At 68.3% G+C, this 19,385-nt stretch carries 18 protein-coding genes and 6 pseudogenes; 14 read left to right on the top strand and 10 right to left on the bottom strand.

Annotation, left to right across the window (positions count from 1 at the left end; all coding sequences use genetic code 11):
• Nucleotides 1-117: 117 nt before the first annotated feature.
• From ABT288_RS36025 to ABT288_RS36015, 3 genes and pseudogenes are all read right to left on the bottom strand, one after another.
• Nucleotides 118-1,414, bottom strand: a pseudogene (locus ABT288_RS36025) (IS701 family transposase).
• 132 nt (nt 1,415-1,546) lie between these two features.
• A complete protein-coding gene (locus ABT288_RS36020) occupies nt 1,547-2,005 on the bottom strand; it encodes an SMI1/KNR4 family protein (RefSeq protein ID WP_351617085.1) in 459 nt (152 codons plus the stop codon).
• 118 nt (nt 2,006-2,123) lie between these two features.
• On the bottom strand, nt 2,124-2,567 hold the full coding sequence (locus ABT288_RS36015) for a transposase (RefSeq protein WP_351617084.1): 444 nt from the start codon (nt 2,565-2,567) through the stop codon (nt 2,124-2,126).
• A 49-nt stretch (nt 2,568-2,616) separates the two neighbouring features.
• On the opposite strand from ABT288_RS36015, the gene ABT288_RS36010 reads away from it, so the two are divergent.
• The gene (locus ABT288_RS36010; protein ID WP_351617083.1) at nt 2,617-2,883 is read left to right on the top strand and encodes a hypothetical protein; all 267 of its coding nucleotides are present in this window, start codon (nt 2,617-2,619) and stop codon (nt 2,881-2,883) included.
• Here the strand turns inward: ABT288_RS36010 and ABT288_RS36005 are convergent.
• Nucleotides 2,833-3,618: pseudogene (locus ABT288_RS36005) on the bottom strand (ISL3 family transposase); the annotation flags it as partial. The gene ABT288_RS36010 and the pseudogene ABT288_RS36005 sit on opposite strands and share 51 nt — an antisense overlap.
• Nucleotides 3,619-4,112: 494 nt before the next feature.
• On the opposite strand from ABT288_RS36005, the gene ABT288_RS36000 reads away from it, so the two are divergent.
• The 3 genes from ABT288_RS36000 to ABT288_RS35990 all read left to right on the top strand — a co-directional run bounded on the left by ABT288_RS36000 (nt 4,113) and on the right by ABT288_RS35990 (nt 6,911).
• Entirely contained in the window at nt 4,113-5,324 is a 1,212-nt protein-coding gene (locus ABT288_RS36000; RefSeq protein WP_351617081.1) for an NAD(P)/FAD-dependent oxidoreductase, read from the top strand.
• Nucleotides 5,325-5,334: 10 nt separating this feature from the next.
• Nucleotides 5,335-6,291 (top strand): sigma-70 family RNA polymerase sigma factor, encoded by a 957-nt coding sequence (locus ABT288_RS35995; protein WP_351617079.1) that lies wholly within the window; start codon nt 5,335-5,337, stop codon nt 6,289-6,291.
• A gap of 215 nt (nt 6,292-6,506) precedes the next feature.
• A complete protein-coding gene (locus tag ABT288_RS35990) occupies nt 6,507-6,911 on the top strand; it encodes a type II toxin-antitoxin system PemK/MazF family toxin (protein WP_351617076.1) in 405 nt (134 codons plus the stop codon).
• 117 nt (nt 6,912-7,028) lie between these two features.
• Here the strand turns inward: ABT288_RS35990 and ABT288_RS35985 are convergent, their stop codons facing one another.
• Entirely contained in the window at nt 7,029-7,439 is a 411-nt protein-coding gene (locus tag ABT288_RS35985) for a VOC family protein (protein WP_351617073.1), read from the bottom strand.
• A gap of 219 nt (nt 7,440-7,658) precedes the next feature.
• On the opposite strand from ABT288_RS35985, the gene ABT288_RS35980 reads away from it, so the two are divergent.
• From ABT288_RS35980 to ABT288_RS35945, 8 genes and pseudogenes are all read left to right on the top strand, one after another.
• On the top strand, nt 7,659-8,192 hold the full coding sequence (locus tag ABT288_RS35980) for a transposase (RefSeq protein ID WP_351617070.1): 534 nt from the start codon (nt 7,659-7,661) through the stop codon (nt 8,190-8,192).
• Nucleotides 8,189-8,902 (top strand): VOC family protein, encoded by a 714-nt coding sequence (locus ABT288_RS35975; protein ID WP_351617067.1) that lies wholly within the window; start codon nt 8,189-8,191, stop codon nt 8,900-8,902. Before ABT288_RS35980 ends, ABT288_RS35975 begins: the two co-directional genes overlap by 4 nt.
• A gap of 859 nt (nt 8,903-9,761) precedes the next feature.
• The gene (locus tag ABT288_RS35970) at nt 9,762-10,361 is read left to right on the top strand and encodes an isochorismatase family protein (RefSeq protein WP_351617064.1); all 600 of its coding nucleotides are present in this window, start codon (nt 9,762-9,764) and stop codon (nt 10,359-10,361) included.
• Nucleotides 10,362-10,371: 10 nt separating this feature from the next.
• Nucleotides 10,372-11,283 (top strand): GlxA family transcriptional regulator, encoded by a 912-nt coding sequence (locus ABT288_RS35965; protein WP_351617062.1) that lies wholly within the window; start codon nt 10,372-10,374, stop codon nt 11,281-11,283.
• Between the two features lie 959 nt (nt 11,284-12,242).
• A complete protein-coding gene (locus ABT288_RS35960) occupies nt 12,243-12,395 on the top strand; it encodes a hypothetical protein (RefSeq protein WP_351617092.1) in 153 nt (50 codons plus the stop codon).
• Nucleotides 12,350-12,610 (top strand): annotated as a pseudogene (locus ABT288_RS35955) (diadenosine tetraphosphate hydrolase); the annotation flags it as partial. The gene ABT288_RS35960 and the pseudogene ABT288_RS35955, both read left to right, overlap by 46 nt.
• 190 nt (nt 12,611-12,800) lie before the next feature.
• Nucleotides 12,801-12,932: a hypothetical protein gene (locus ABT288_RS35950; protein WP_351617060.1), complete on the top strand. Its 132-nt coding sequence runs from the start codon at nt 12,801-12,803 to the stop codon at nt 12,930-12,932.
• A 248-nt stretch (nt 12,933-13,180) separates the two neighbouring features.
• On the top strand, nt 13,181-13,810 hold the full coding sequence (locus tag ABT288_RS35945) for a pyridoxamine 5'-phosphate oxidase family protein (protein WP_351617059.1): 630 nt from the start codon (nt 13,181-13,183) through the stop codon (nt 13,808-13,810).
• 797 nt (nt 13,811-14,607) lie between these two features.
• Here the strand turns inward: ABT288_RS35945 and ABT288_RS35940 are convergent.
• Both ABT288_RS35940 and ABT288_RS35935 read right to left on the bottom strand, forming a co-directional pair.
• Nucleotides 14,608-15,024 carry a hypothetical protein gene (locus tag ABT288_RS35940; RefSeq protein WP_351617057.1) on the bottom strand — a complete coding sequence of 139 codons (417 nt, stop codon included), beginning with the start codon at nt 15,022-15,024 and terminating at the stop codon, nt 14,608-14,610.
• Nucleotides 15,025-15,250: 226 nt separating this feature from the next.
• Nucleotides 15,251-15,391, bottom strand: a pseudogene (locus ABT288_RS35935) (IS21-like element helper ATPase IstB); the annotation flags it as partial.
• A gap of 63 nt (nt 15,392-15,454) precedes the next feature.
• Between ABT288_RS35935 and ABT288_RS35930 the strand changes: the two are divergent.
• Nucleotides 15,455-15,625: pseudogene (locus ABT288_RS35930) on the top strand (ISL3 family transposase); the annotation flags it as partial.
• 27 nt (nt 15,626-15,652) lie between these two features.
• On the opposite strand, the gene ABT288_RS35925 reads toward ABT288_RS35930, so the two are convergent.
• The 3 genes from ABT288_RS35925 to ABT288_RS35915 all read right to left on the bottom strand — a co-directional run bounded on the left by ABT288_RS35925 (nt 15,653) and on the right by ABT288_RS35915 (nt 18,552).
• Nucleotides 15,653-16,225: a DUF4240 domain-containing protein gene (locus tag ABT288_RS35925; RefSeq protein WP_351617055.1), complete on the bottom strand. Its 573-nt coding sequence runs from the start codon at nt 16,223-16,225 to the stop codon at nt 15,653-15,655.
• A gap of 555 nt (nt 16,226-16,780) precedes the next feature.
• Nucleotides 16,781-17,449 carry a response regulator gene (locus ABT288_RS35920; protein WP_351617052.1) on the bottom strand — a complete coding sequence of 223 codons (669 nt, stop codon included), beginning with the start codon at nt 17,447-17,449 and terminating at the stop codon, nt 16,781-16,783.
• The gene (locus ABT288_RS35915; RefSeq protein ID WP_351617050.1) at nt 17,446-18,552 is read right to left on the bottom strand and encodes a sensor histidine kinase; all 1,107 of its coding nucleotides are present in this window, start codon (nt 18,550-18,552) and stop codon (nt 17,446-17,448) included. The genes ABT288_RS35920 and ABT288_RS35915 overlap by 4 nt, the downstream gene beginning before the upstream one ends.
• A 167-nt stretch (nt 18,553-18,719) precedes the next feature.
• On the opposite strand from ABT288_RS35915, the pseudogene ABT288_RS35910 reads away from it, so the two are divergent.
• Nucleotides 18,720-19,319: pseudogene (locus tag ABT288_RS35910) on the top strand (rhomboid-like protein); the annotation flags it as partial.
• Nucleotides 19,320-19,385 lie beyond the last annotated feature (66 nt).

Below are 19,385 nucleotides of genomic sequence, written 5' to 3'. Positions count from 1 at the left end.
AGTTGCCTACGTGTCACACCCAGCGTCCTACCAGGTCCTGTCCCCGCACGGGACCAGAACCCGAAATTGATCACGACCTCACACAGGCCCTAGTACTCCAGCCGTAAATCGTGATCTTCACGTTCGAGCGGCTTGCCGCCGGTACTGGCTGGTCCGGGATCGGGCCTGGTGGCGGCGTCGCCCTTCGGACCAGCCGAGCCGGTGGACCGGGTCAAAGGCGGGCCGGATGACGAGCGTGATGAACAGCCGTTGGATCTCGTTGCAGGTGAGCGGTATGAGGGCGTCTGGTGCGGGATCGACGGTCGTGTTCGTTCGCGCGGACGACGGCGAGGAAGGCGTGCGCGAGCATGGCCAGGGTGACCCAGCGGGACCAGGACGGGTAGCGGCGGACCTGGTGCTCGTCCAAGGCCGCCAGGCCCTTGCCGGACTGGAAAAACTCCTCGACCCGCCACCTTGATCCAGCGACGCGCACCAGGGTGGTTAGCGGCACTGCGGCGGCCGGCGAGTGGCAGCGGTAGTACGGGAGTTCGCCGGTACTGCGGTTGCGGCGGATCAGCAACTGCCGGCTCCCGGGCCGGAGGTCGGTGAGGTCGATGACGGCCCAATCGTAGAAGCGGTGGCCCTTGGCTCCGCTCCCTGCGGACAGCTTCTGCCAGGCCCTCTTGGGAACCTTCCTGGCCAGCGTGTCCGCGCGGAACTTCCCGGCGCCTGTGGTGACTTCGTGCGAGCAGGCCACCCCGAGGACGTAGCCGGTGCCGCTTTCTTCCAGCGCGGCGCGTAGCGTCGGGTTGCCGCCGTAGACCTCGCCTCCCGCGACCCAGACGGCCCGGTGGCCGACGTCCAGGAATCGGGTGACCATGCGGGCGGCAAGCTGCGGTTTGGTAGCGAATTCTGTCTTGTCACCGAGTCCGGCGGCCCGGCAGCGGTCGGGGTCCGAGGCCCAGGAACGCGGAACGTACAGTTCCCGGTCTACCGCGGCGTGTCCGCGGCGGCCGGCGTAGACGAGATAGACGGCGACCTGCGCGTTCTCGATCCTGCCCGCGGTGCCGGTGTACTGGCGCTGGACACCGACGGTGTCGGTGCCCTTCTTCACGTCGCCGGTCTCGTCGACCACCAGAACCGCTTGGTCGTCCCGCAGATGCTCCACCACGTAGGCCCGCACGTCGTCGCGGACCTGGTCGGCGTCCCACTTGGCCCGCCCGAGCAGGTGCTGCATGGCGTCCGGGGTGCTCTCTCCGGCCCACTCTGCGATGGTCCAGCAGTTTTTGCGCGGCAGGTCCGACAGCAGCCCGAGCACCAACCGCCCGACCCGACGTCGGGGTTCGACCCGTGCGAACCGGCCCGCGATCTGGGCCGTCAGGCCCTCGAACGCCTCCTGCCAGCGGGCAGGGTCTACGCTGTGACCTGCGGCCACCGCATGATCTTCAGTCTTCACACACCGATGATCAACGGTGGCCGCACCCGTTGATGCGGATGCGTGAAATCGGCTCTGGCCGCAGTTCCGTGAACCCACGAAGGACGCGTGTGGACAGGCAGTGCGTGAAGTTCAGAGAGCCCCGGGGTGCCCCGTGGCGGCGAACTGATCAATGACATCGCGAAGTTGCTCAAGGAAGTCGCGCAGACTGGCGGCCACGGCATAGAACTCGTCGTTCCAGGATGCAGTCCTGGACTTGTGGACCGTGCCGTTGGCCGCGAGAGCGAAGAGATTGCCGCCGCCGTCGCTCCCGAAGACGAGTCCATGATCGCCATTCTCGAGGGGGACCGCGCCGTACTCGTCCAGGTGCGCAGTCACGGTAGCGGGCGGGTGGATGAAGTACCCCTTGCCGATGTCGGGCAGAGACACGCTGTCGATCACGGCGAAGAGCGACAGCAGGGCCACACATTCCGACCGGTGGTTCGTCAGGAGGGTGACCGCGGCCTGCGTCTCATCGTCGGCCAGCGCCACCTCGTTGTCCCCCGCGGGGTAGCCGTGCGTCTTCTCGAAGGTTTCCATCAGCTGGCTCACGCCTTGTGAAACCTGTTGACACCACGCATGCAGCCAGGATGAATCGAGACCACGCTCAGGCATGCAGGAGTCCTCTGGAGTCCGTGGGTGCACGCCCGTTGCGTGCGGCCTCACCATCTCATGGGCGGGTCCGGAGGAGGCTGAACGAGGCCCGGCCATACATCGCTGGCTTGAGCGCTTTGACGCGGTTCACGTTCCCTTCGACAGCACCGGAACTCCACGGCAGCGTAAGTCCAGCAGTGACGGCGTCGAGGTCCTGGCGGAGGAGGCCGGCGAAGCCCTGCATCGGCTTCGGTGCGTCCTGTTCGGCCTGGCGGATCCACTCCAGCAGCAGGAATCCGCGCCGGTGACGCACCAGATCTGCGAAGGCCCGGGCGAGGTCGCAGGCCCGGGTGATGTCCGGGCAGGCGAGCCGGACCTGAAGGAGGCGCTCGTCCTGGCTTTCGGTGAGCGTCCCCCGGGGCCGCATGATCCACGAGGTGATCTTGCGAGGGCTCGGGATGTCGGCCCGGATCGGTTCGGCGGTGCCCGCGCGAAGGGCGGCGAGGTGTTTGCGGACCACCTGGCGGCTGCCACGGTAGCCGCGAGCCTGGATCTCCAGGAACAGCCGCGTGCCGCTGGCCTTGCGCCTCGGTGAAGCGAGCGTTGAGGTATGCCTTGAAGGGCTCCAGGACGCCGTTGGGGCGGCGGTCGCGGGCGGAGGCCAGCAGCTCGTCGAGGTCAGTGTCACGAAAGCGGCGCACGGTCTTGCGGTCGAGGTTCAGCCGACGGGCGATGGCGCTGAACGTCCAGCGTTGCTCCAGCAGGCGGTGGATGTCCTCGTAGCGGTGGCGGGTGCGTTCGATGATCTGGGTGCGGGGCAGTTCCGCGGGCGGTAACAGCATCGGGGCCGCCTCCGGCACCTTGGTCACCGTCTCCTCCTCGGCACGTGTGCGCAGGCAGTCGCAGTGCTGGTGGCAGGTCTTCTCCACCGCGGCGGACAGGTTCTGCAGCAGGTGCCAGCGATCCGCGACTTCGAGGGCGTTGGGGGCGGCTTCCTTGACCGCCTTGGTGTAGGCAGTGGCCCGGTCCCGGCAGATGATCTCGGCTCCGGGATGCTCGGTGAGCCAGGTCGCGAACGTCTCGGAGGTGCGGTCGGGCAATACGTCCACGACCCGGCCGGCCTCGACGTCGACCAGCACGGTGCCGTAGGTGCAGCCCTTGCGGAAGGCAAACTCGTCCACCCCCAGCACCCGCGGGGCACAGTCCGATACCGTCGGCGCCGTCAGCAGCCTGAGCAGCCGGGTTCGGCCCGCGGTCAGCCGCAGTCGGCGACACAGCCGTGCGGCGGGACGGTCGCCGAGCTCGATCGCGATCGACCGCAGCCAGCCCGCAAGCCCGGTACTGGAACGGCGGTAGCGCGTGGACAGACCCGGCACCTGCTCGACGAACGTCGTACGGGAACAGCTCTTCCGGTCGCAGAAGTACCGGCGCACCCGCAGCCGGACGATGACTCGGCGTGAGCCCAACGGCCGCTCATCCAGGGAGCGTTGATAAGTGCTGTGCACGCGGCGGGCCTGCTTGCGACAGTTCGGGCACCGGCCTGGACGGGCCGTCGACACCGCCTCCACCATCAGGATGCCGGAGGAGTCGCTCATCCCCTCCACCCGCACATCGATCCCGGGAAGCAACACATCCTCAACCGCCTTGCTCGCCACGGCAGGAAGTACGCTGCCGAAACGATCCCGCGTTCCTACTGCTGACCTGGGGATTCACGGAACTGCGGCCAGAGCCGTGAAATTTCCCAGGCACGATCAATCCCCCCACTTGGTTGACGTGGCAACGAAGTCCCGGAGTCGCCCGTCCCAGGGGAGGGTCCCAGACCGGGCCGGGCGGTCCCAGGGGTGCACGATCGGGACCTGCTCGCGCACCCGTCACTGTTGCGCTCTCTGACGCGCCATCGCCGGACAGCTGCATGGGTGCAGCGAGTTCTCCGAACTAACATTTCGAGACTCTGGCAGAGCATCGCCCCCCGGCCTGTGACCCATGCCACACGCGGTTCCTGTCAGCAATCGGGGCGCTGTCCCGCTCAAGTCGCCGGGAGCAAGCGAACCGACAGGAGCGAGACATGAAGCACCGCATCGTCGTCCTCGGCGCCGGCTATGCCGGGTCCTACGTGGCCGGGACCCTGGCCCGCCGGTTGTCCCCAGCGGACGCCGAGATCACCGTGGTCAACGCCGAGCCGGATTTCGTCCAGCGGCTGCGGCTGCACCAGCTCGCGGCCGGCCGGGAGATCAAGGCTCCCCAGCTCGCCGACGTCTTCGTGGGCACGGGGGTCCGGCTGCGCCTGGCCCGCGTCACCGCTGTCGACCCCGAGCGCCAGGTCGTCGCCGTGGCCGACGCCGACGGCGGCGGCGGTGAACTCGACTACGACACGCTTGTCTACGCGCTCGGCAGCCACGGCGCCGACCACGGCGTCCCCGGCGCGGCCGAGCACGCTTTCGACGTCGCCAGCCGGCCCTCGGCGTTGCGCCTGCGCGAGCGCCTGGACAGCCTGGGCAGGCAGGGCGAAGGCGGGCGTGTGCTGGTCGTCGGGGACGGGTTGACCGGCATCGAGACCGCCACCGAGATCGCCGAAACGCGGCCCGGCCTGTCGGTGGCGTTGGTTGCCCGCGGAGAGCTGGGCGCCCCACTCTCCGCCGGAGCCCGCAGCCACCTGCGCCAGGCTTGCGACCGGCTGGGCATCACCGTCCTGGAGCACACCGAGGTCGAAGCCGTCGAGGCGGCGCGCGTGCTGTGTGCCGACGGCACCGCCCTGGCGTCCGACGCAACCGTGTGGACGGCCGGGTTCGCGGTCAGCCCCATCGCCGCCACCAGCGGGCTGGAGGTCACCGAGGACGGTCGGATCATCGTCGATCGCACCATGAGGTCCCTCTCGCATCCGAACGTCTACGCCGCCGGCGACAGCGCCTACGCCGTAGGCGACAACGGCCGACCGCTGCCGATGTCCTGCGCTTCGGCCGGCTACACCGGCATGCAGGCCACGGCCGCGATCGTGGGACGCCTGACCGGCCGCAAGATCCCGAACACCAAGCTGGAGTACCTGGGCAACCACATCAGCCTCGGGCGGCGAGACGGGATCCTGCAGATGGTCGACGACGAAGGGCGCGCAAAGCCGAAGTACGTGGGCGGCCGGAAGGCCGCGCGGATCAAGGCGGCCATCCTCAAGATGTCGCTGTGGACCACCTCTCACCCGACCTTCGGCCTGCCCAAGCGCAGGCACCGCCTGGCCGCCGCGTCGGACGCGTCCGCCGACAAGGCGCTTCGCGTAGCCGCTTAGGGTGATCCGCGTGGACAACACCGCGACCGATCACTTCGACACCAGCCGGTTCGAGGCCAGCCGGAACCGGCTAGCCTCGCTGGCATACCGGCTGCTGGGCTCCGCCGTCGATGCCGAGGACGCAGTGCAGGACGCGTTCCTGCACTGGCAAGCCGCCGACCGGCAGCGGATCAAGGTGCCGGAAGCATGGCTGACCAAGGTCGTCACCAACCTCTGCCTGGACCGGCTCCGCTCGGCGCAGGCCCGCCGCGAACGCACCGCGGGTGCCTGGCTGCCCGAACCGCTCCTCGACGGCGATCCGATGCTCGGCCCGGCCGACACCTTCGAGCAGCGCGAATCGGTCTCCCTCGCCGTGCTGACGCTCATGGAACGCCTCTCACCCGTAGAGCGGGCCGTCTACGTCCTGCGTGAAGCGTTCTCCCACAGTCACGCCGAGATCGCCGAGATCCTCGACCTCACCGAGTCCGCAGGCCAGCAGCACCTCCACCGGGCCCGACGCCGCATCACCAGTGCGCGCCGCGGCGGCGAAGACGAAGTCGATCCGGCATCCGCCCGCAGGATCGTCGAGGAATTCCTCGCCGCCGCCTCCTCGGGCCGCACCGAACGGCTGGTCGCGCTGCTCACCGACGACGCCACCGCGATCTCCGACGGCGCCGGCCTGACCGAGAAGCTGCTGCAGTTCGACACTGCGCAGCGCATCGCCGCCGTCGCACGAGCCGGCTTCAAACCCACACCCGCGAAACGGCGACTCGCCGGCGGCACGCCCGCCGTCCACTACGCGCTCGTCAACGGCGCCCCCGCCATCCTTTTCGTGATCGGCGACCAGGTCATCGGTGCCGTGACGTTCGACATCACAGGAGGCAAGATCGCAACGGTGCGCGGCATCGCCGCCCCCGCCCGCCTCGTCCGCCTCACCGAAGACTGGAGGCAGCACGAACCGGACACGCCGCTCATCACCCAGTGGTGAGCCCCTCGCCGACCGCCGTCAGACGCAGCGCCCGCGTTCACGGCCAGAAGCCCGTTGAACCGCTGCTACCCCGCCCTGGCGGGTGGGGAGATCAACTCAGCAGGTTCGTCCAACCCGTGAGCACGGGGTGGGGATTTTCAAATATCGCCATCACCGTCTCCACAGCGCGTCAGGGTCGCGCAGCGTCTGTCTGCCGTCATGTGTCTGGAGGACTTGTGCAACGTGGCGAAGTCTGGTGGGTCCAGTTCGACGAGCGGAGGTTGGTCGTACTGTTGTCGGGAGACGACACGTCCGGGATCCGGGTGATACAGGTCGTCGCTCCGGCGGGCGTCGACATCAGCGGTCTGGGCATCGAAGTGACGGTCGGCGCCGGTGAAGGACTGCCGTTCGAAGGCGTGCTGCGGCTCGCGTTCCCGCGTCCAGGCTTCACCCCGTGCACGTGGCTGACCACTGTGTCCCGGGACGACCTGATCGAGCGGGCGGCCGTCCTGTCCTCCGTGAAGCTCAGCGAGATTGACGACGCCCTCCGACTCGCTGAACAAGCGCAGGAGCGGACCCCGGCCACGACCGCGAAGCTCAGCGAGATAAGAGATGCCCTCCGTCTCGGTGAACTCGGGTAGACGGAGAAGGAGCCGACGCCCGCGACGGCGTGAGCGATCTCGGGCGAGATGATCGACGCTGGCCACCTGCTGCCTCGGCGCCCCTCACCACCCAAATCACGATCTACGGCTGGAGTACTAGTCGCGCTTGGGCCAGATGAGGCCCTGATCGGTCCAGATGACACCCTTGTTGCGGCAGAGGCAGAAGGGGTGACCGATAGGGTCGGCGTAGACGCGGAAGCCGTAGCCATCGAGGCCGATGCAGTCCCGCTGCAGGGTCGCGCCGAGGGCCAGGACGCGGCGCTGTTCGGCCTCGATGTCGTCGACTTCGAAGTCGAGGTGGAACTGCTTGGGGTGCTCGCTGTCGGGCCACTGCGGGGCGCGGTAGTCCTCCACCTGGATGAAGGCCAGTTCGATCTCGCCGAGCTGGATACCGGCCCAGTTCTCGTTACTGCCCTCCTTGACCGGGAGCCCCATCACCTCAGAGTAGAAGGCTGCCAGCTTCATCGTGTCCGGGCAATCGATGATGAAGTCGGTTAGTCGTAGCATCCTGCGATCTTGCCACAAGATCAAATGAGCCGGAATTTGAGACAGGCCCTGACTCTGCTGCGCAATTTGGCTGAGTGAGCGTCGCGTGTGCGGCATGATCGCCTCTGTGGCCCTGGTCGCGTCCTGGGCCCCGGGGAGTGGACTCCATGTCGTTACAGCCGAAGGAGCTGCCAGAGATCCCGGCACAGACCGTGGTGGTCGCGCGGGCGGCGTTCCCTCATGGGACGTTGGGGATGCGGGTGCGGGACCGGCTGGGCGAAGTGCTTGCGGATGAGCCGTTCATCGAGGCGTTCGCATCCTCAGCCTCCGCCCTCCGGAACTCCACGAGAGCCTGGCCAGTGCCCGGGCCGAGCAGACCACAAGACCTGGAAGACCAAGTACGCACTTCGCGCCGGTATCGAGGGCACCATCAACCAGGCCGTCGACGTCACTGGCCTGCGCAGGGCCCGCTACTGCGGTCTGCCTGAGGTCCGTCTCCAACACGCCTTCTCCGCCACCGTCGTCAGCGTCATCCGCCTCGACGCGCCCACTGGAACCCCGGCCAACCCTCCTTCACGCCCCGGACCACTCACCCGCCTCAGCCGCCAGCTCGCAGGCCGAACCCCGAAGGGTGCAGCTCCGGCTCCGGGGCCGCGGAATACTCGGCTGCAACTGAGGCCGGCCGGCCCGCTCATAGGATCCTCGTTCGAGGCGCTGACATGGCGCCCTGCCGACCGTTGGCACTCAACGGACCAAGGATGCGTGGCGCAATGAGCAGCCGACTCTTCGCAATCTCCTTCGACGCGCACCAGCCCGAGCGCCTAGCGCATTTCTGGTCCGGCGTCCTGGGCTTGGAGAGAGCCGACGATCCTTACGATGGCGTCGCCCTGCTGTACGGGAATGACACCGGCTACCGCCTCGGCTTCCGTCCCTCCCAAAAGCAGAAGGCCGCCCAGAACCGGCTGCACTTCGACCTGACCAGCTCCTCCCTGGAGGACCAGCAGGACACCGTGGCCAGGGCGCTCGACTTCGGTGCGCAGCACGCTGACGTCGGCCAGGGACCGGACGCGTCCCATGTGGTACTCGCCGACCCCGAGGGCAACGAGTTCTGTGTCATCGAGCCGGGCAACAATTTCCTCGCCGGCTGCGGCTTCATCGGAGCGCTCGCCTGCGATGGTTCGCAGACCGTGGGCTACTTCTGGAGCGAGGCGCTGGGCTGGCCGCTGGTCTGGGACCAGGACGAGGAGACCGCCATCCAGTCACCGAACGGCGGTACGAAGATCACGTGGGGTGGTCCGCCGCTCATGCCGGACCCCGGCAAGGACCTGCACTTCGACCTCGCACCGGACGACGATCAGCAAGCGGAGGTCGAGCGCCTGCTCTCCCTCGGGGCGAAGCGTCTCGACTCCGCCCACTGCGGGGACGGCGCAGTGCTGCTGGCCGACCCCGACGGCAACGAGTTCCGCGTGCTCACGCGCCGGTGAAGCGGGAGCCGGGGCAGGCGGTTGCTGCTGCGAGGAGCGCAGCAGAGAGTCGGGCAGGCCCTTGTCACCCAACGAGCAGCTCAATGCGACCCGCGAGGAGAGAGCCACACCCAACCCTGAATTAAGCAGCAGAGTCGTGAAACGCCTCGAAGTCGAGGAAGCATGCTGCGAGTTCCACCACCCGACCAGCGTCTGGCCGACCAGATCGAAGAACTCGCCGACGCCTGCTGACCCACGGCTGGCACAGGCGGGGTTCTCTTCGGTCGGCCTTGCCACGGAACCGACCGAAGAGACCCACCGTGGGTAGGGCGGAGCGGAGGCGGGGAACGAATGATCGGCTCGGCCATCTGAGCCCCCGTGGATTCCCCGGCGGGGCGGCCGGTAGGCGGTGTGGCCAACGCGTTGACCGCGGTGGCGGCCGTCACTGACCCGACGGCAGCTTCCGCGTCGGCTCGTTGAGCCGGGCGACAGCGCGCAGGTCGCCTTTTCTGCGTGCGGAGCAGGCGACCGACGGTGTGGGGTGCAGGGCTAATTGAACCAGTAGCGGACGCCGTGGTGGTGGGAACAGGCTCCACATCCAAGGCGCTGACGTGCAGTACCCGGCCGTGGAACTGTCGAAAAGTCATCCGGCCGGGTCAGTGGACGGCGCTCCCGCCACTTGGGCGGGCCCCTACGTCGGGTCCGGCGCCGTCGGCTCGCTGGCGGAAGCGGCGCGAGGGTGCCGCTGACAGTGATGACAATGGGAGGTGGTGGCGCGCACGCAGCGAGTGGTCATGCCCCCAGCTGTGACCGGATCGGTCCGTACCCGGACCCGATGAGGCCTGTCGCCACTCCGTCGCCGCCGGTCAGGCTGGGGAGCATGACCCGAGCACTGATCGTCATCGATGTCCAGGAATCCTTTCGCGCCCGCCCGCTCTGGGAGACCATCTCCAACCCGAAGATCGCCGACCAGGTGGACCGCCTCGTCCGGCTGGCCCGCCAGGCCGGGGACCTGGTGGTGTGGGTGCTGCATGCCGAGCCCGGCAGCGGCGATGTCTTCGACCCTGCCCTCGGCCATGTCCGGCTGATGGAGGAGTTGCAGCGTCGGGACACGGAACCACTGATCCACAAGACCTCGCACAACGCCTTCACCACCACCAACCTGCAGCAGCTCCTCACAGAGCGCGGCATCCGCGAGCTCACTGTCTGTGGCATCCGAGCCGAGCAGTGTGTGGAGACCACCACCCGCGTCGCGAGCGACCTCGGCTACCGGGTCACCTTCGTCATCGACGCGACCGCAACCAACCCCATCCCGCACCGTGACGCTCCCGCCGACCAGAGCGTCGCCGAACTGCTTGCGGACCCCCGCACCCTGAGCGCCGAAGACATCATCAGGCGCACCGAGTACGCCCTTGCCGGACGCTTCGCCACCATCACCACTGTCGGGCAGCTGGAGGCCTCGGCCGGACCTCGGGCATGATGACCGGACAGTGAGCCACATCGTCTTCCTCCTGGTGCCCGGACTCCATCTACTGGACCTGGCAGGCCCCGCGCAGGTCTTTTCCACGGCCGCCGACTTCGGGCACCCCTACACCCTCAGCTACGTCGCCGAGCAGCCACTGGTCCCCACCGCTCAGGGCCTGCCCCTGCTGGCCCGGCTCGACTGGCCCGAGCTCGGCCCCGAGGACCTGATCGTGGTGCCCGGCTGGCGGGCGGTCACCCTGGCTGGCGGTCCTGCCATCGGCGCGGCCTCCCTGCAGTCCCTCCGGGACCACCACGCCAGGGGCGGGACCGTTGCCAGCGTCTGCGCCGGAGCCGAGGCGCTCGGCCGAGCCGGCCTGCTCGACGGCCGCCACTGCACGACCCACCACGATGTGCAGGACGAGCTTGCACGCCGCTACCCCAGGGCCACGGTCGTTCGCGATGTCCTGTATACCGCCGACGACCGGGTGGTCACCTCGGCCGGCATCGCCAGCGGCATCGACCTGGCCCTGCACCTGGTCGCCACCCGGCACGGCCCCGCCGTCGCCGCCCAGGTGGCCCGGGACATGGTCGTCTACGCGCGGCGCAACGGCCATGAACCGCAGGCCAGCGCCATGCTCCGGTACCGGTCCCACCTCGACGACACCGTGCACCACGCCCAGGACCTGCTCGACGCCCGCTTCGACCAACCGTTGCCCCTGTCCGCCCTGGCCGCGGCCGTGGGCGTCAGCGAACGCACCCTCACCCGCCTCTTCACCCGCGCCACCGGCGGCCTCACCCCCCTGCGCTATCAGCAGACCCTCCGTCTGGAACGCGCCGAGCACCTCATCAGCCACGGCGCCACGGTCGATGCCGCCGCCCGCGCGGTCGGCTTCGAGGACCCCCGCATGCTGCGCCGCCTGCGAGCTCGCGAGCGCTGACCAGGACGGTGCACGATCGTGATGGCTGAGGTGAGTGAAGGAGATACCCCGCGTCCCGTTGCAGTACGAGCAGGTCGTCCTCGCCGTCGCGGTGCTCCGCGAGAAGCTGCGCACCACCGTCGTCGCACGGGGCCGGGCGTACGACGTCGTCGCGCACCAGCACGCGGCGATCCCCGAGCAACTGCTCGCGCTCCCGGCCGCCGACCTCGAGCACGGCGACCAGCCGGACCCCGGGAGGCGATCGACCCGACGGCGCTGCGGGCCTTGCGGGAATCGCGCACGGACGTGGAGCCCTCGATCTGACGGCCGAGCGTCTGCGACACCTCCAGGATGCGTCCACCAAGGCGGCCGACGACTCCCGCGCCCTTGCGGACCACTACGCCGAGTGGGACGACGCCGACGGAGTGCGCCCGCTGCGCGAGGACGGCCAGCAGGAGTACCGCCCGCAGCAGCCCGGACCGCACCGCGGCCGGGAGGCCGGCCACTGAGCGCACCCGATGCCGCGCCCCCGATGCTGCGGTGCGCACCGATGATGCCCAGCACCCAACCCAGCCGAGTGGAGTCCACCGGCCGCGACGGGCACTGCCTGTCCCGCGCGGGCTCTCGGCAGGCTGGGCGCGGTAGCCGTCCTTCTGCCGACTTCCTCATGTCTCATGCGGCATCAGGCGCCGACGCATCGCTCACTCCGCCACCGCGATGTGGCCAGTGGTGAGGTCGTCCCGAATACAGGTAGCGCACTGGGTGCCGGTGCCGGTGCCGGTGCCGGTGCCGGTGCCGGTGCCGGCCGCGGTCTACCGCTGTGTCAGCGCGTACCTCGGCCACGAGGTTCGGCTGGACGGTGACGTACCGGAGCTTGTTCCCAGAATCCCATCCAGCGCTGATCTGTATTCCCGTCCACGGATGCTCGGGCCTGCCGGGGGTCAGGAGAATTAATCGGGGGGCGCAATGCCCAAGTGCGCATGCTGCGAATCGTCGAGGAAGCATTGAAAAGCGGGGACGGCACGCTGCGGCTGATCGTCTTCATGGGAGCGGTCACCTGTGCCGCACTGACCCTCGGTGGCGGCGCCTGGCTCGCGGGGTGCTGCGGCAACTTGTGTCTGGCTTCGCGGTGATCGGCGACGTTCAGGTCCTGCCCGGATACTCGGTTCTCCTCGCGGACGAGCCGGGTGTTCAGTGGCTGTCTGACCTGCCCAAGGCCCAGCGGCTGTCGTTTCTGTCCGGCATGGACCAACTCGCAGAAGCGGTTGAGCGGGTCTGCCGGCGGCTGGACCCCGAGTCCCGCCGGGTCAACCTGGAGATCCTCGGCAACACAGATCCGTTCTTGCATGATCAGTGACGGTCGGTGGACGTCATGGAACCCTTCGCAGCGGAACGATGTCGGGGATGACCGTGGGAACTGAGGGGAGGGCGGCTTCCGGGGTCGCCAGCAGCGCGACGGTGGTTACCGGCTGCTGCCAGCGGACAGTTCCGGGTCGTGGTTGACTCCAATGGGTCGCGTTCCAGGGCGGGTTGGACCAATGCACCCTGTGCGCCCATGCCTGGTGCACACCTTCAAGCACAGGGCGGAGGACGGCCCGCTGCCACCGCTCGTGTCCATCGCCACCCGCTACTTCGGCCCCAACCTCGTCACCGGCGAGACCTGGGGCTGAGTGACTGGAGTTCGGCCTGCTCCGACCTCATCAGGCGGGCCGGGGCCGGTGTGGCCCGAGAAGCGATTTCCCAACCGCGTGACACGCGGCCGTGCCGCAGCCGGTTCAGAGGAACCCCTGGGCGTCAAGGCCTGGCCTCCGCACGGGTGCTGTCGTGCGGATTCCTGGGGGCCTCACACCCGCTACTGGTAGCGAGCCGTCGTCTACGCTCGACCTGTTCGCGTACCACTTGGAGGGGGATGAGGTCCGTGCTGCTCACAGACCTGGACGAGGTGACGTCACCGGACGAGCTGGGGGAACTGCTCGGCGAACCGACACCGGGCGCGCTGGTCAAGGTCCGGCCAAGCCTGCACGAGCACGACCGCAAGTGGCTGGCCGCGTCGCCGCTGTGCGTGGTGGCGACCTCGGGCGCCGACGGCAGCTGCGACGCGTCACCGAAGGGTGACCCGGCCGGGTTCACGCTGGTGCTGGACGACACGACGATCGCGATCCCCGAACGTCCCGGGAACCGCCGGGCCGACGGGTTCCGCAACATCCTGGCCAATCCCCACGTGGGGCTGCTCTACCTGATCCCCGGCCGCCCCGACACGCTGCGCATCAACGGCCGCGCGCGCATCCTGCGCGATGCGCCCTTCTTCGACGACATGGTGGTGAAGGGGAATCGCCCACAGCTGGCCCTGCTGGTCGAGATCGACCAGGTCTTCTACCACTGCCCAAGGGCCCTCCTGCGCGGCGGAGCCTGGCAACCGGAGACCTGGCGGCCGGAAGCGGCGCCGTCCCGCGCTGTGCTCGCGAAGGCACACGATCGCCGTCCGGAAAGCGTGGAGGAACTGGAGGCGTACTACGGCTCGCGGTACCTGGAGCGCCTGTACCAGTAACTGATCGTGTCAGAAGCGATTTCCAAGCCGCGTGACACGCCTCGCGTTCGATCGTTCCTGCGGATCGACCTCCGGCTGACCGCTGAGCGGTGAATGCATGGGAGAAGGGCGTCAGCTGCCCGCCGCGGACGGGTCCTGGTTCGTCCGCGGCGGGCAGCTGTTTTTGCTGCGGCGTCGGTTGGGTCGAGTCCGCTTCACGCGCCGGTGTCCTGGGGTGTCGGTGTCGGTCTCGTTCATCTGTCCGATCTCGGCCGGCGGCAACGACGTCGGGTGGCGCTGCTCCAGGGCCTGTCTGTGGGGGTGGGGCGTCGTGGGCGGTCGCGGCTGCGTGGCCGGTATGTCTGGGAGGGAGCACGGGAGCAGAGAGCGGGGCGGGTGAGGCACGTGTGGGGCGCCATGCGGCCGCGCGTGCGCCCCGTGGTCTGGACGTTCTGCGGCAAGGCGCCTCTGTCGCAGGCGAGTTGGTGGTAGGTCAGTGCAGCGAGAGGGTATCTGTCGGACGTTTGTTGGTCAGGCTGGGCGCATGAGACCCGAAGCGAACCTCACCGGCCTGTTTGTCCCCTTGGTGACCGTTCACCGACGACCTGCGCCTTGCCCCCGGACGCGCTAGCCTGGCTCGCCAATGAGGCACTGGCAGTCGGCGAGGCTCGCGGACTCGTTACCCTGGGCACTACCGCGCGGAGGCGGCCACGCTCTCGAACAACGACTGGCCGCCGCACACGGCGAGATCCTGCGCTTGTAACGGTGATCCCTTCACATGGCCCGACATCATGACAGCACTCGATGGGCCTCAGGGGTTACGATCCAGAGCGCAATCCCAGAGCACTGTGCTCCACCACGCCGGAGGGAAGACCGCTCTTTCCCGAGGACCGAGCAGTCAACTCCACGAGATCGGCACGGAGTTCGGCGGCGGGCTCACCAAGGACGATCGCACTGATAACCAGCTCCATCATCAGGCAGTCGTACTCGTCCCCCCTGCTCCGATAGCGCTCGCGATCGGCCTCCGCAACAGCAGAGGCGATCCTCCTCCCACCACCAGGCGCAGGGGCGAAGGTCGCCTCATAGACGCCGTGTCCGGTCCAACTCCGGTGCATGAAAAGGACATCGCCTTCAACGAAGACGTTCCACTTCTCATCCATGTCCCGGGCTCGATATCCGCGCCGGATCCGGTCCCAGTCCTCGTCTGTCCAGACTCGATCCGGCAACTGAGACACCGGCCGGGGGGTGTTCATCGGATGGAGGCGCCGGAACGACTCTCGGGTGAGCGGGGCATCGGCAGTCATGACGTGATCCTACTGAAGCGCCACTCCAACAGGACAGCGGCTTACCTCCAAGGACAGGCGCCCTGGGCAGAGGATGAACCTCAGCCGCCTTCCCGACGCGTCCGCAGTGTGGTGAACTGCGACTCTTGCAAGATGTCTTCACCGTTACCCCAGACAACTGGAGGGACTTCTGGCGGGGAAAGCCAGCCGCTTTGATCCGACACTCGGAACGTCGGCGGGCCCGGTCGTCGCACTCGGCTATCAGCAGCTCGGCGAGAATGTCCCGGTAAGTCATCTGCTCACGGGCGGCCGCAGCGACGCGTGGGGAAACTGGGAGTGGATTCGGCAGGCCGAGCAGGACGCGCCGAAGCCTATGAAGGGCTTCGCCGGCTTCCTCCGCCAGGACCTCGACGCCGTCACCGCCGGACTCACCTTTCCGTGGAGTTCCGGGGTGGTCGAAGGACATGTGAACCGGGTGAAAACGCTCAAACGAGCCATGTGCGGCAGGGCCTCCTTCGAACTCCTCCGAGCCTGTATCCTCACCCAGCCATGAGCATCACGGAACTGCGGGAGCCCCTTTTCAGGGGCTTGTGCCAATGAATAGGGCGGCCAGACGGGGAAGCCGACGGCTCATCTCCCTGTCGTCGTCGAAGTCGAAATCCTCGCCCATATCAACCGCGTTGTCGCTCTCTGCATCAGCCCCGCGGAAACCGTGCCAGGCTTCGTAGAAGGCATCCGCATCACCCGTGATCCGCTCGAATGCCCCGCTGGCTGCATAGTTCACGTCCTCGTAGAACAGCACCTCGGAACGGTCCCGGACGTTCGCCGCCTGAACCACATCAGGATGCGCAGCGAGGCTGTCGGGGTCAGTGGCTACGCGCTGGTACCACTGACAGCCCAAGGCGATCACACCAGCGCGGAAGTCCATGAAACTGTCGTCGGAGCACCCGCCTCCGATGAGGTAAGCAGCCGCCCACACATCCCAGCGATACAGGGCGTCGTGCAGCTCATCGAAGCGTTCCGCATACTCCAGGATCTCCTGCCGCGGTCTATCCGCGAGCTGCTTGACGAGAACCTCGTCAAATGGCTCGCCCGTCGCGGCAGCCTCGGCTTGCGCGGCTTCGATGACGTGCCAGAACGTGTCGATCTCCATGGCCGCACACTCTGCCACGACCCTATGACAATCGATCCTGGCCACCCTGCCGGCACCTGGCCGTTTCACGGAACTGTGGACATAGCCTTGGAGACGGCCACCCTTGATCGGGAGCGTGGCCAAACCTGCTCAGAGGTCGCGCGGATAGGCGGCCGCTGGGGGCGTTGAGGGTGTGTACTCCAGCCAGGCTCAGAAGATCACACGGTTACAGACCGCTATGAGGGAGCCATGGCCGTCACCTGCTTGATGCTCGCGCGGCTACCTGAAGGGGGCTTGGGCGCCTTCGACGCTTATGAAGGGGCTGTCCTGCCTCTCCTTGCCGAGTATGGAGGGCGTCTTGAGCGCCGACTGCGCACTCTGGACGATCAGGTCGAGGCCCACCTCATGACCTTCCCCAACAGTGAGGATCTCGCTGACTACCGGGCGGACCCCCGGCGTTCTGCCGCAGCACCCACTGCTTGAGGCGTCTGGGGCAGCGGTCGAACTGCTCGCGGTGCGCGACTCCGGCCGAGGCGTGAACCTCCCGCCTAACAACTGGGTCCTGCTCGTCCTGCTTCAACGACGTGCTGGCCCTGCCAGTCCGCTTTCGTAGGCGGCGATGACGAGTTGGGCCCGGTCCCTGGCCCCCAGCTTCGTCAGCAGGTGGCTGACGTGGGTCTTGACCGTGCCGACGGTCAGATACAGCTCGGCTGCGATCTCGTGGTTGGACAGGCCACGTGCGATCAAGCCCAGCACGTCCCGCTCGCGGCCGGTCACACCGTCCAGGGTGCGGGTGACCGGACCGGGGTAGCCGGGGCGGCGGACGTAGGTCTCGATGAGCTTGCGGGTGACGCCGGGTGACAGCAGCGACTCCCCGGTGGCGATCACCCGCACGGCGTCGATCAAGCGAGCGGGTGGAGTGTCCTTGAGAAGGAAGCCCGCGGCGCCTGCGCGGAGCGCCTCGAAGACGTACTCGTCCAGGTCGAAGGTGGTGAGCACCAGGACGTGGACGGGCACCGGAGACGGGCCGCCGAGCAGCGCGCGGATGGCCTCGATGCCATTGAGCCCGGGCATTCGGATGTCCATCAGGGCGACGTCGGGGCGTTGTTCGCGGATCACCCTGACCGCCTGGGTCCCGTCGGCCGCCTCGCCGACGACCTGGAGATCGTTTTCCGACTCGATCAGCACCCGGAACCCGGCACGCACCAGCGTCTCGTCGTCCACCACGACGACCCGCACCGTCATGCGCCCTCCAGGCCGGCGCCCACGGGGAATTGGGCTGTTCGCTCGTCCGTGGCGTACGGCAGCCTGGCGGTGACGCGAAAGCCGTGCGGGGAGAGCGGGCCGGCGTGGACCTCGCCGCCGTAGAGCGCGGCGCGTTCCTTCATGCCGGTCAGGCCGTGGCCCTCGGTGATCGGGGTGGTCGTGCGGCCGGCTCCGGCATCGACGACCGTGAGAGCGACCTGGCCCGACGCGTAGGCGACCGTCGCCCGGGCGTGGCTGGTGCGGGCATGCTTGACGACGTTGGTCAGGGCTTCCTGCACGATGCGGTAGGCGGCGCGGTCCAGGCCTCGGGGCAGGGCGTGCGGGTGACCGCTGGTCGTCAAGTCGACCTGGACGCCGGCCCGTCGGGTCTGTTCGATGAGTGTGTTTAGGTCGTCGAGGCCGCCGGGCAGCCATTCGGCAGCGTCGTCATCGCGCAGGACACTTAGCAGTGAACGCAGCTCTCCCAGGGCGGCCCTGCTGGTGGTCTCGATCGCGGAGAGGGATTTCGCGGCCTCGTCAGGTCGGCTGCCGATGACGTGGTGGCCGACGCCCGCCTGGACCGCAACGATGCTCAGGCTGTGCGCGACGACGTCGTGCAACTCCCGGGCGATGCGCATGCGTTCCTCGACGAGGAGGAGCTGTGCCCGCTCTTCGGCCTGCTCGACCAGGCCTCGGGTGTAGGCGCGGCCCTGTCTGGTGGACCATCCGATCGCCCAGGCGGCGGCCTCGACGATGAGGCTTTGGCTCATCCCCGGCCACCCCCAGTAGTCGTGGCCTGTTATGCCCTGCATAGGGATCATCAAGGCGAGTTGAGCGGCGCCTGCCACCGCGCTCGCGTACGCCGCGACACGCGTGGGTCGGGCGACCGCCACCCCGTACACCAGCAAGGCAGTCGCCAGCACCCCCGTCAGGCTGAGCGCGCCGTCGGTGGCCATCACCACCGAAGCCACCGCCAGTGCAGGCAGTGGCAGCAGCCGCCGGACGGCGACGGCCACGCCCAACGAGCACGTCAGCACGGTCTGCCATGCCGGCCAGCCCGTGCGGTGCGTGCCAAGCGTCCACCACAAGACGTTCGACGCCATCAGGACCATGGCCAAAAGCACATCCAGCCCGACCAGCTGAGTCGGCGTCAGCCTCCTGGCACAGGACCCCGCGTCATGCCTCACCATCATGCCTCGCACGCATCCGACCCTAGCCGGGAGGGCGATCATCCGCCTCTGTCCACAGACAGAGATCAGCCGGTCATTCCATGGCCAGATCCGCGGGGCGGGCACCCTCTGCCAGGGTCGGCCACATGGATCTCTCCCGGACGCCCGCCCGCCGATGGCTTCCCCCTGTGCCCTGGGGCTTCGCCCTGCTCGCCGCCGCGTCGTCCCTGACGTACGGCGGTGATCACGCGGTGAACGCCTGGGCATCGACCAGCCTGGCCAATATGGGTGATCATCCTATGGAGGCGCTCATCGCCTCCGCCTTTCTGTTCGGCGCCGATCCCTGGGCCTGTCTACGCAGCATCGCCCTGGCCGGGGCCATGCTGGCGTTTCTCGTCATCCGGTTCGGCAACATGCGGGCGGTCGCGCTGATCGCGGCCAGCCAGGTCCTCGGCACACTGGTGAGCGAAGGGCTGCTGGCAGCGCGGATCGCGGCCGGCCAAGCAGAGCCTGCGCTGCGTGCGACGGTGGACGTCGGCCCGTCGTACGTGATCGTCTCGGCCCTGGCCGCCGTGGTGGCAGCGGGGGCTCGGCGGTGGCACCGATGGACCGCGCTCGCCGCGCTCGCGGTGCGCGCACCGCACATCACGAGCGGCCTGACCACGCTGGGGGTCACTCCCGTCGGCCACGTGACAGCACTGTCCACCGGCATACTGCTGGCATGGGGTCTACGGTCGTCCGACGCCCGCCGCCGCTACCTGCACCGA

Source organism: Streptomyces sp. NPDC001093, assembly GCF_040298985.1.
Lineage (GTDB): Bacteria > Actinomycetota > Actinomycetes > Streptomycetales > Streptomycetaceae > Streptomyces.
The sequence above is the reverse complement of the archived record's forward strand: the minus strand, read 5'-3'. Positions and strand labels throughout refer to the sequence as shown.

Excerpts from the sequence above, each read along its gene's own strand:
- ABT288_RS35985 (WP_351617073.1), bottom strand. The coding sequence starts at position 7,439 with ATGCTACGACTAACCGACTTCATCATCGATTGCCCGGACACGATGAAG.
- ABT288_RS35920 (WP_351617052.1), bottom strand. The coding sequence starts at position 17,449 with ATGACGGTGCGGGTCGTCGTGGTGGACGACGAGACGCTGGTGCGTGCC.
- ABT288_RS35915 (WP_351617050.1), bottom strand. The coding sequence starts at position 18,552 with ATGGCGTCGAACGTCTTGTGGTGGACGCTTGGCACGCACCGCACGGGC.
- ABT288_RS35925 (WP_351617055.1), bottom strand. The coding sequence starts at position 16,225 with ATGGAGATCGACACGTTCTGGCACGTCATCGAAGCCGCGCAAGCCGAG.
- ABT288_RS35960 (WP_351617092.1), top strand. The coding sequence starts at position 12,243 with ATGCTGCGAATCGTCGAGGAAGCATTGAAAAGCGGGGACGGCACGCTG.
- ABT288_RS36000 (WP_351617081.1), top strand. The coding sequence starts at position 4,113 with ATGAAGCACCGCATCGTCGTCCTCGGCGCCGGCTATGCCGGGTCCTAC.
- ABT288_RS35950 (WP_351617060.1), top strand. The coding sequence starts at position 12,801 with ATGCACCCTGTGCGCCCATGCCTGGTGCACACCTTCAAGCACAGGGCG.
- ABT288_RS35975 (WP_351617067.1), top strand. The coding sequence starts at position 8,189 with ATGAGCAGCCGACTCTTCGCAATCTCCTTCGACGCGCACCAGCCCGAG.
- ABT288_RS35970 (WP_351617064.1), top strand. The coding sequence starts at position 9,762 with ATGACCCGAGCACTGATCGTCATCGATGTCCAGGAATCCTTTCGCGCC.
- ABT288_RS35980 (WP_351617070.1), top strand. The coding sequence starts at position 7,659 with ATGGGACGTTGGGGATGCGGGTGCGGGACCGGCTGGGCGAAGTGCTTG.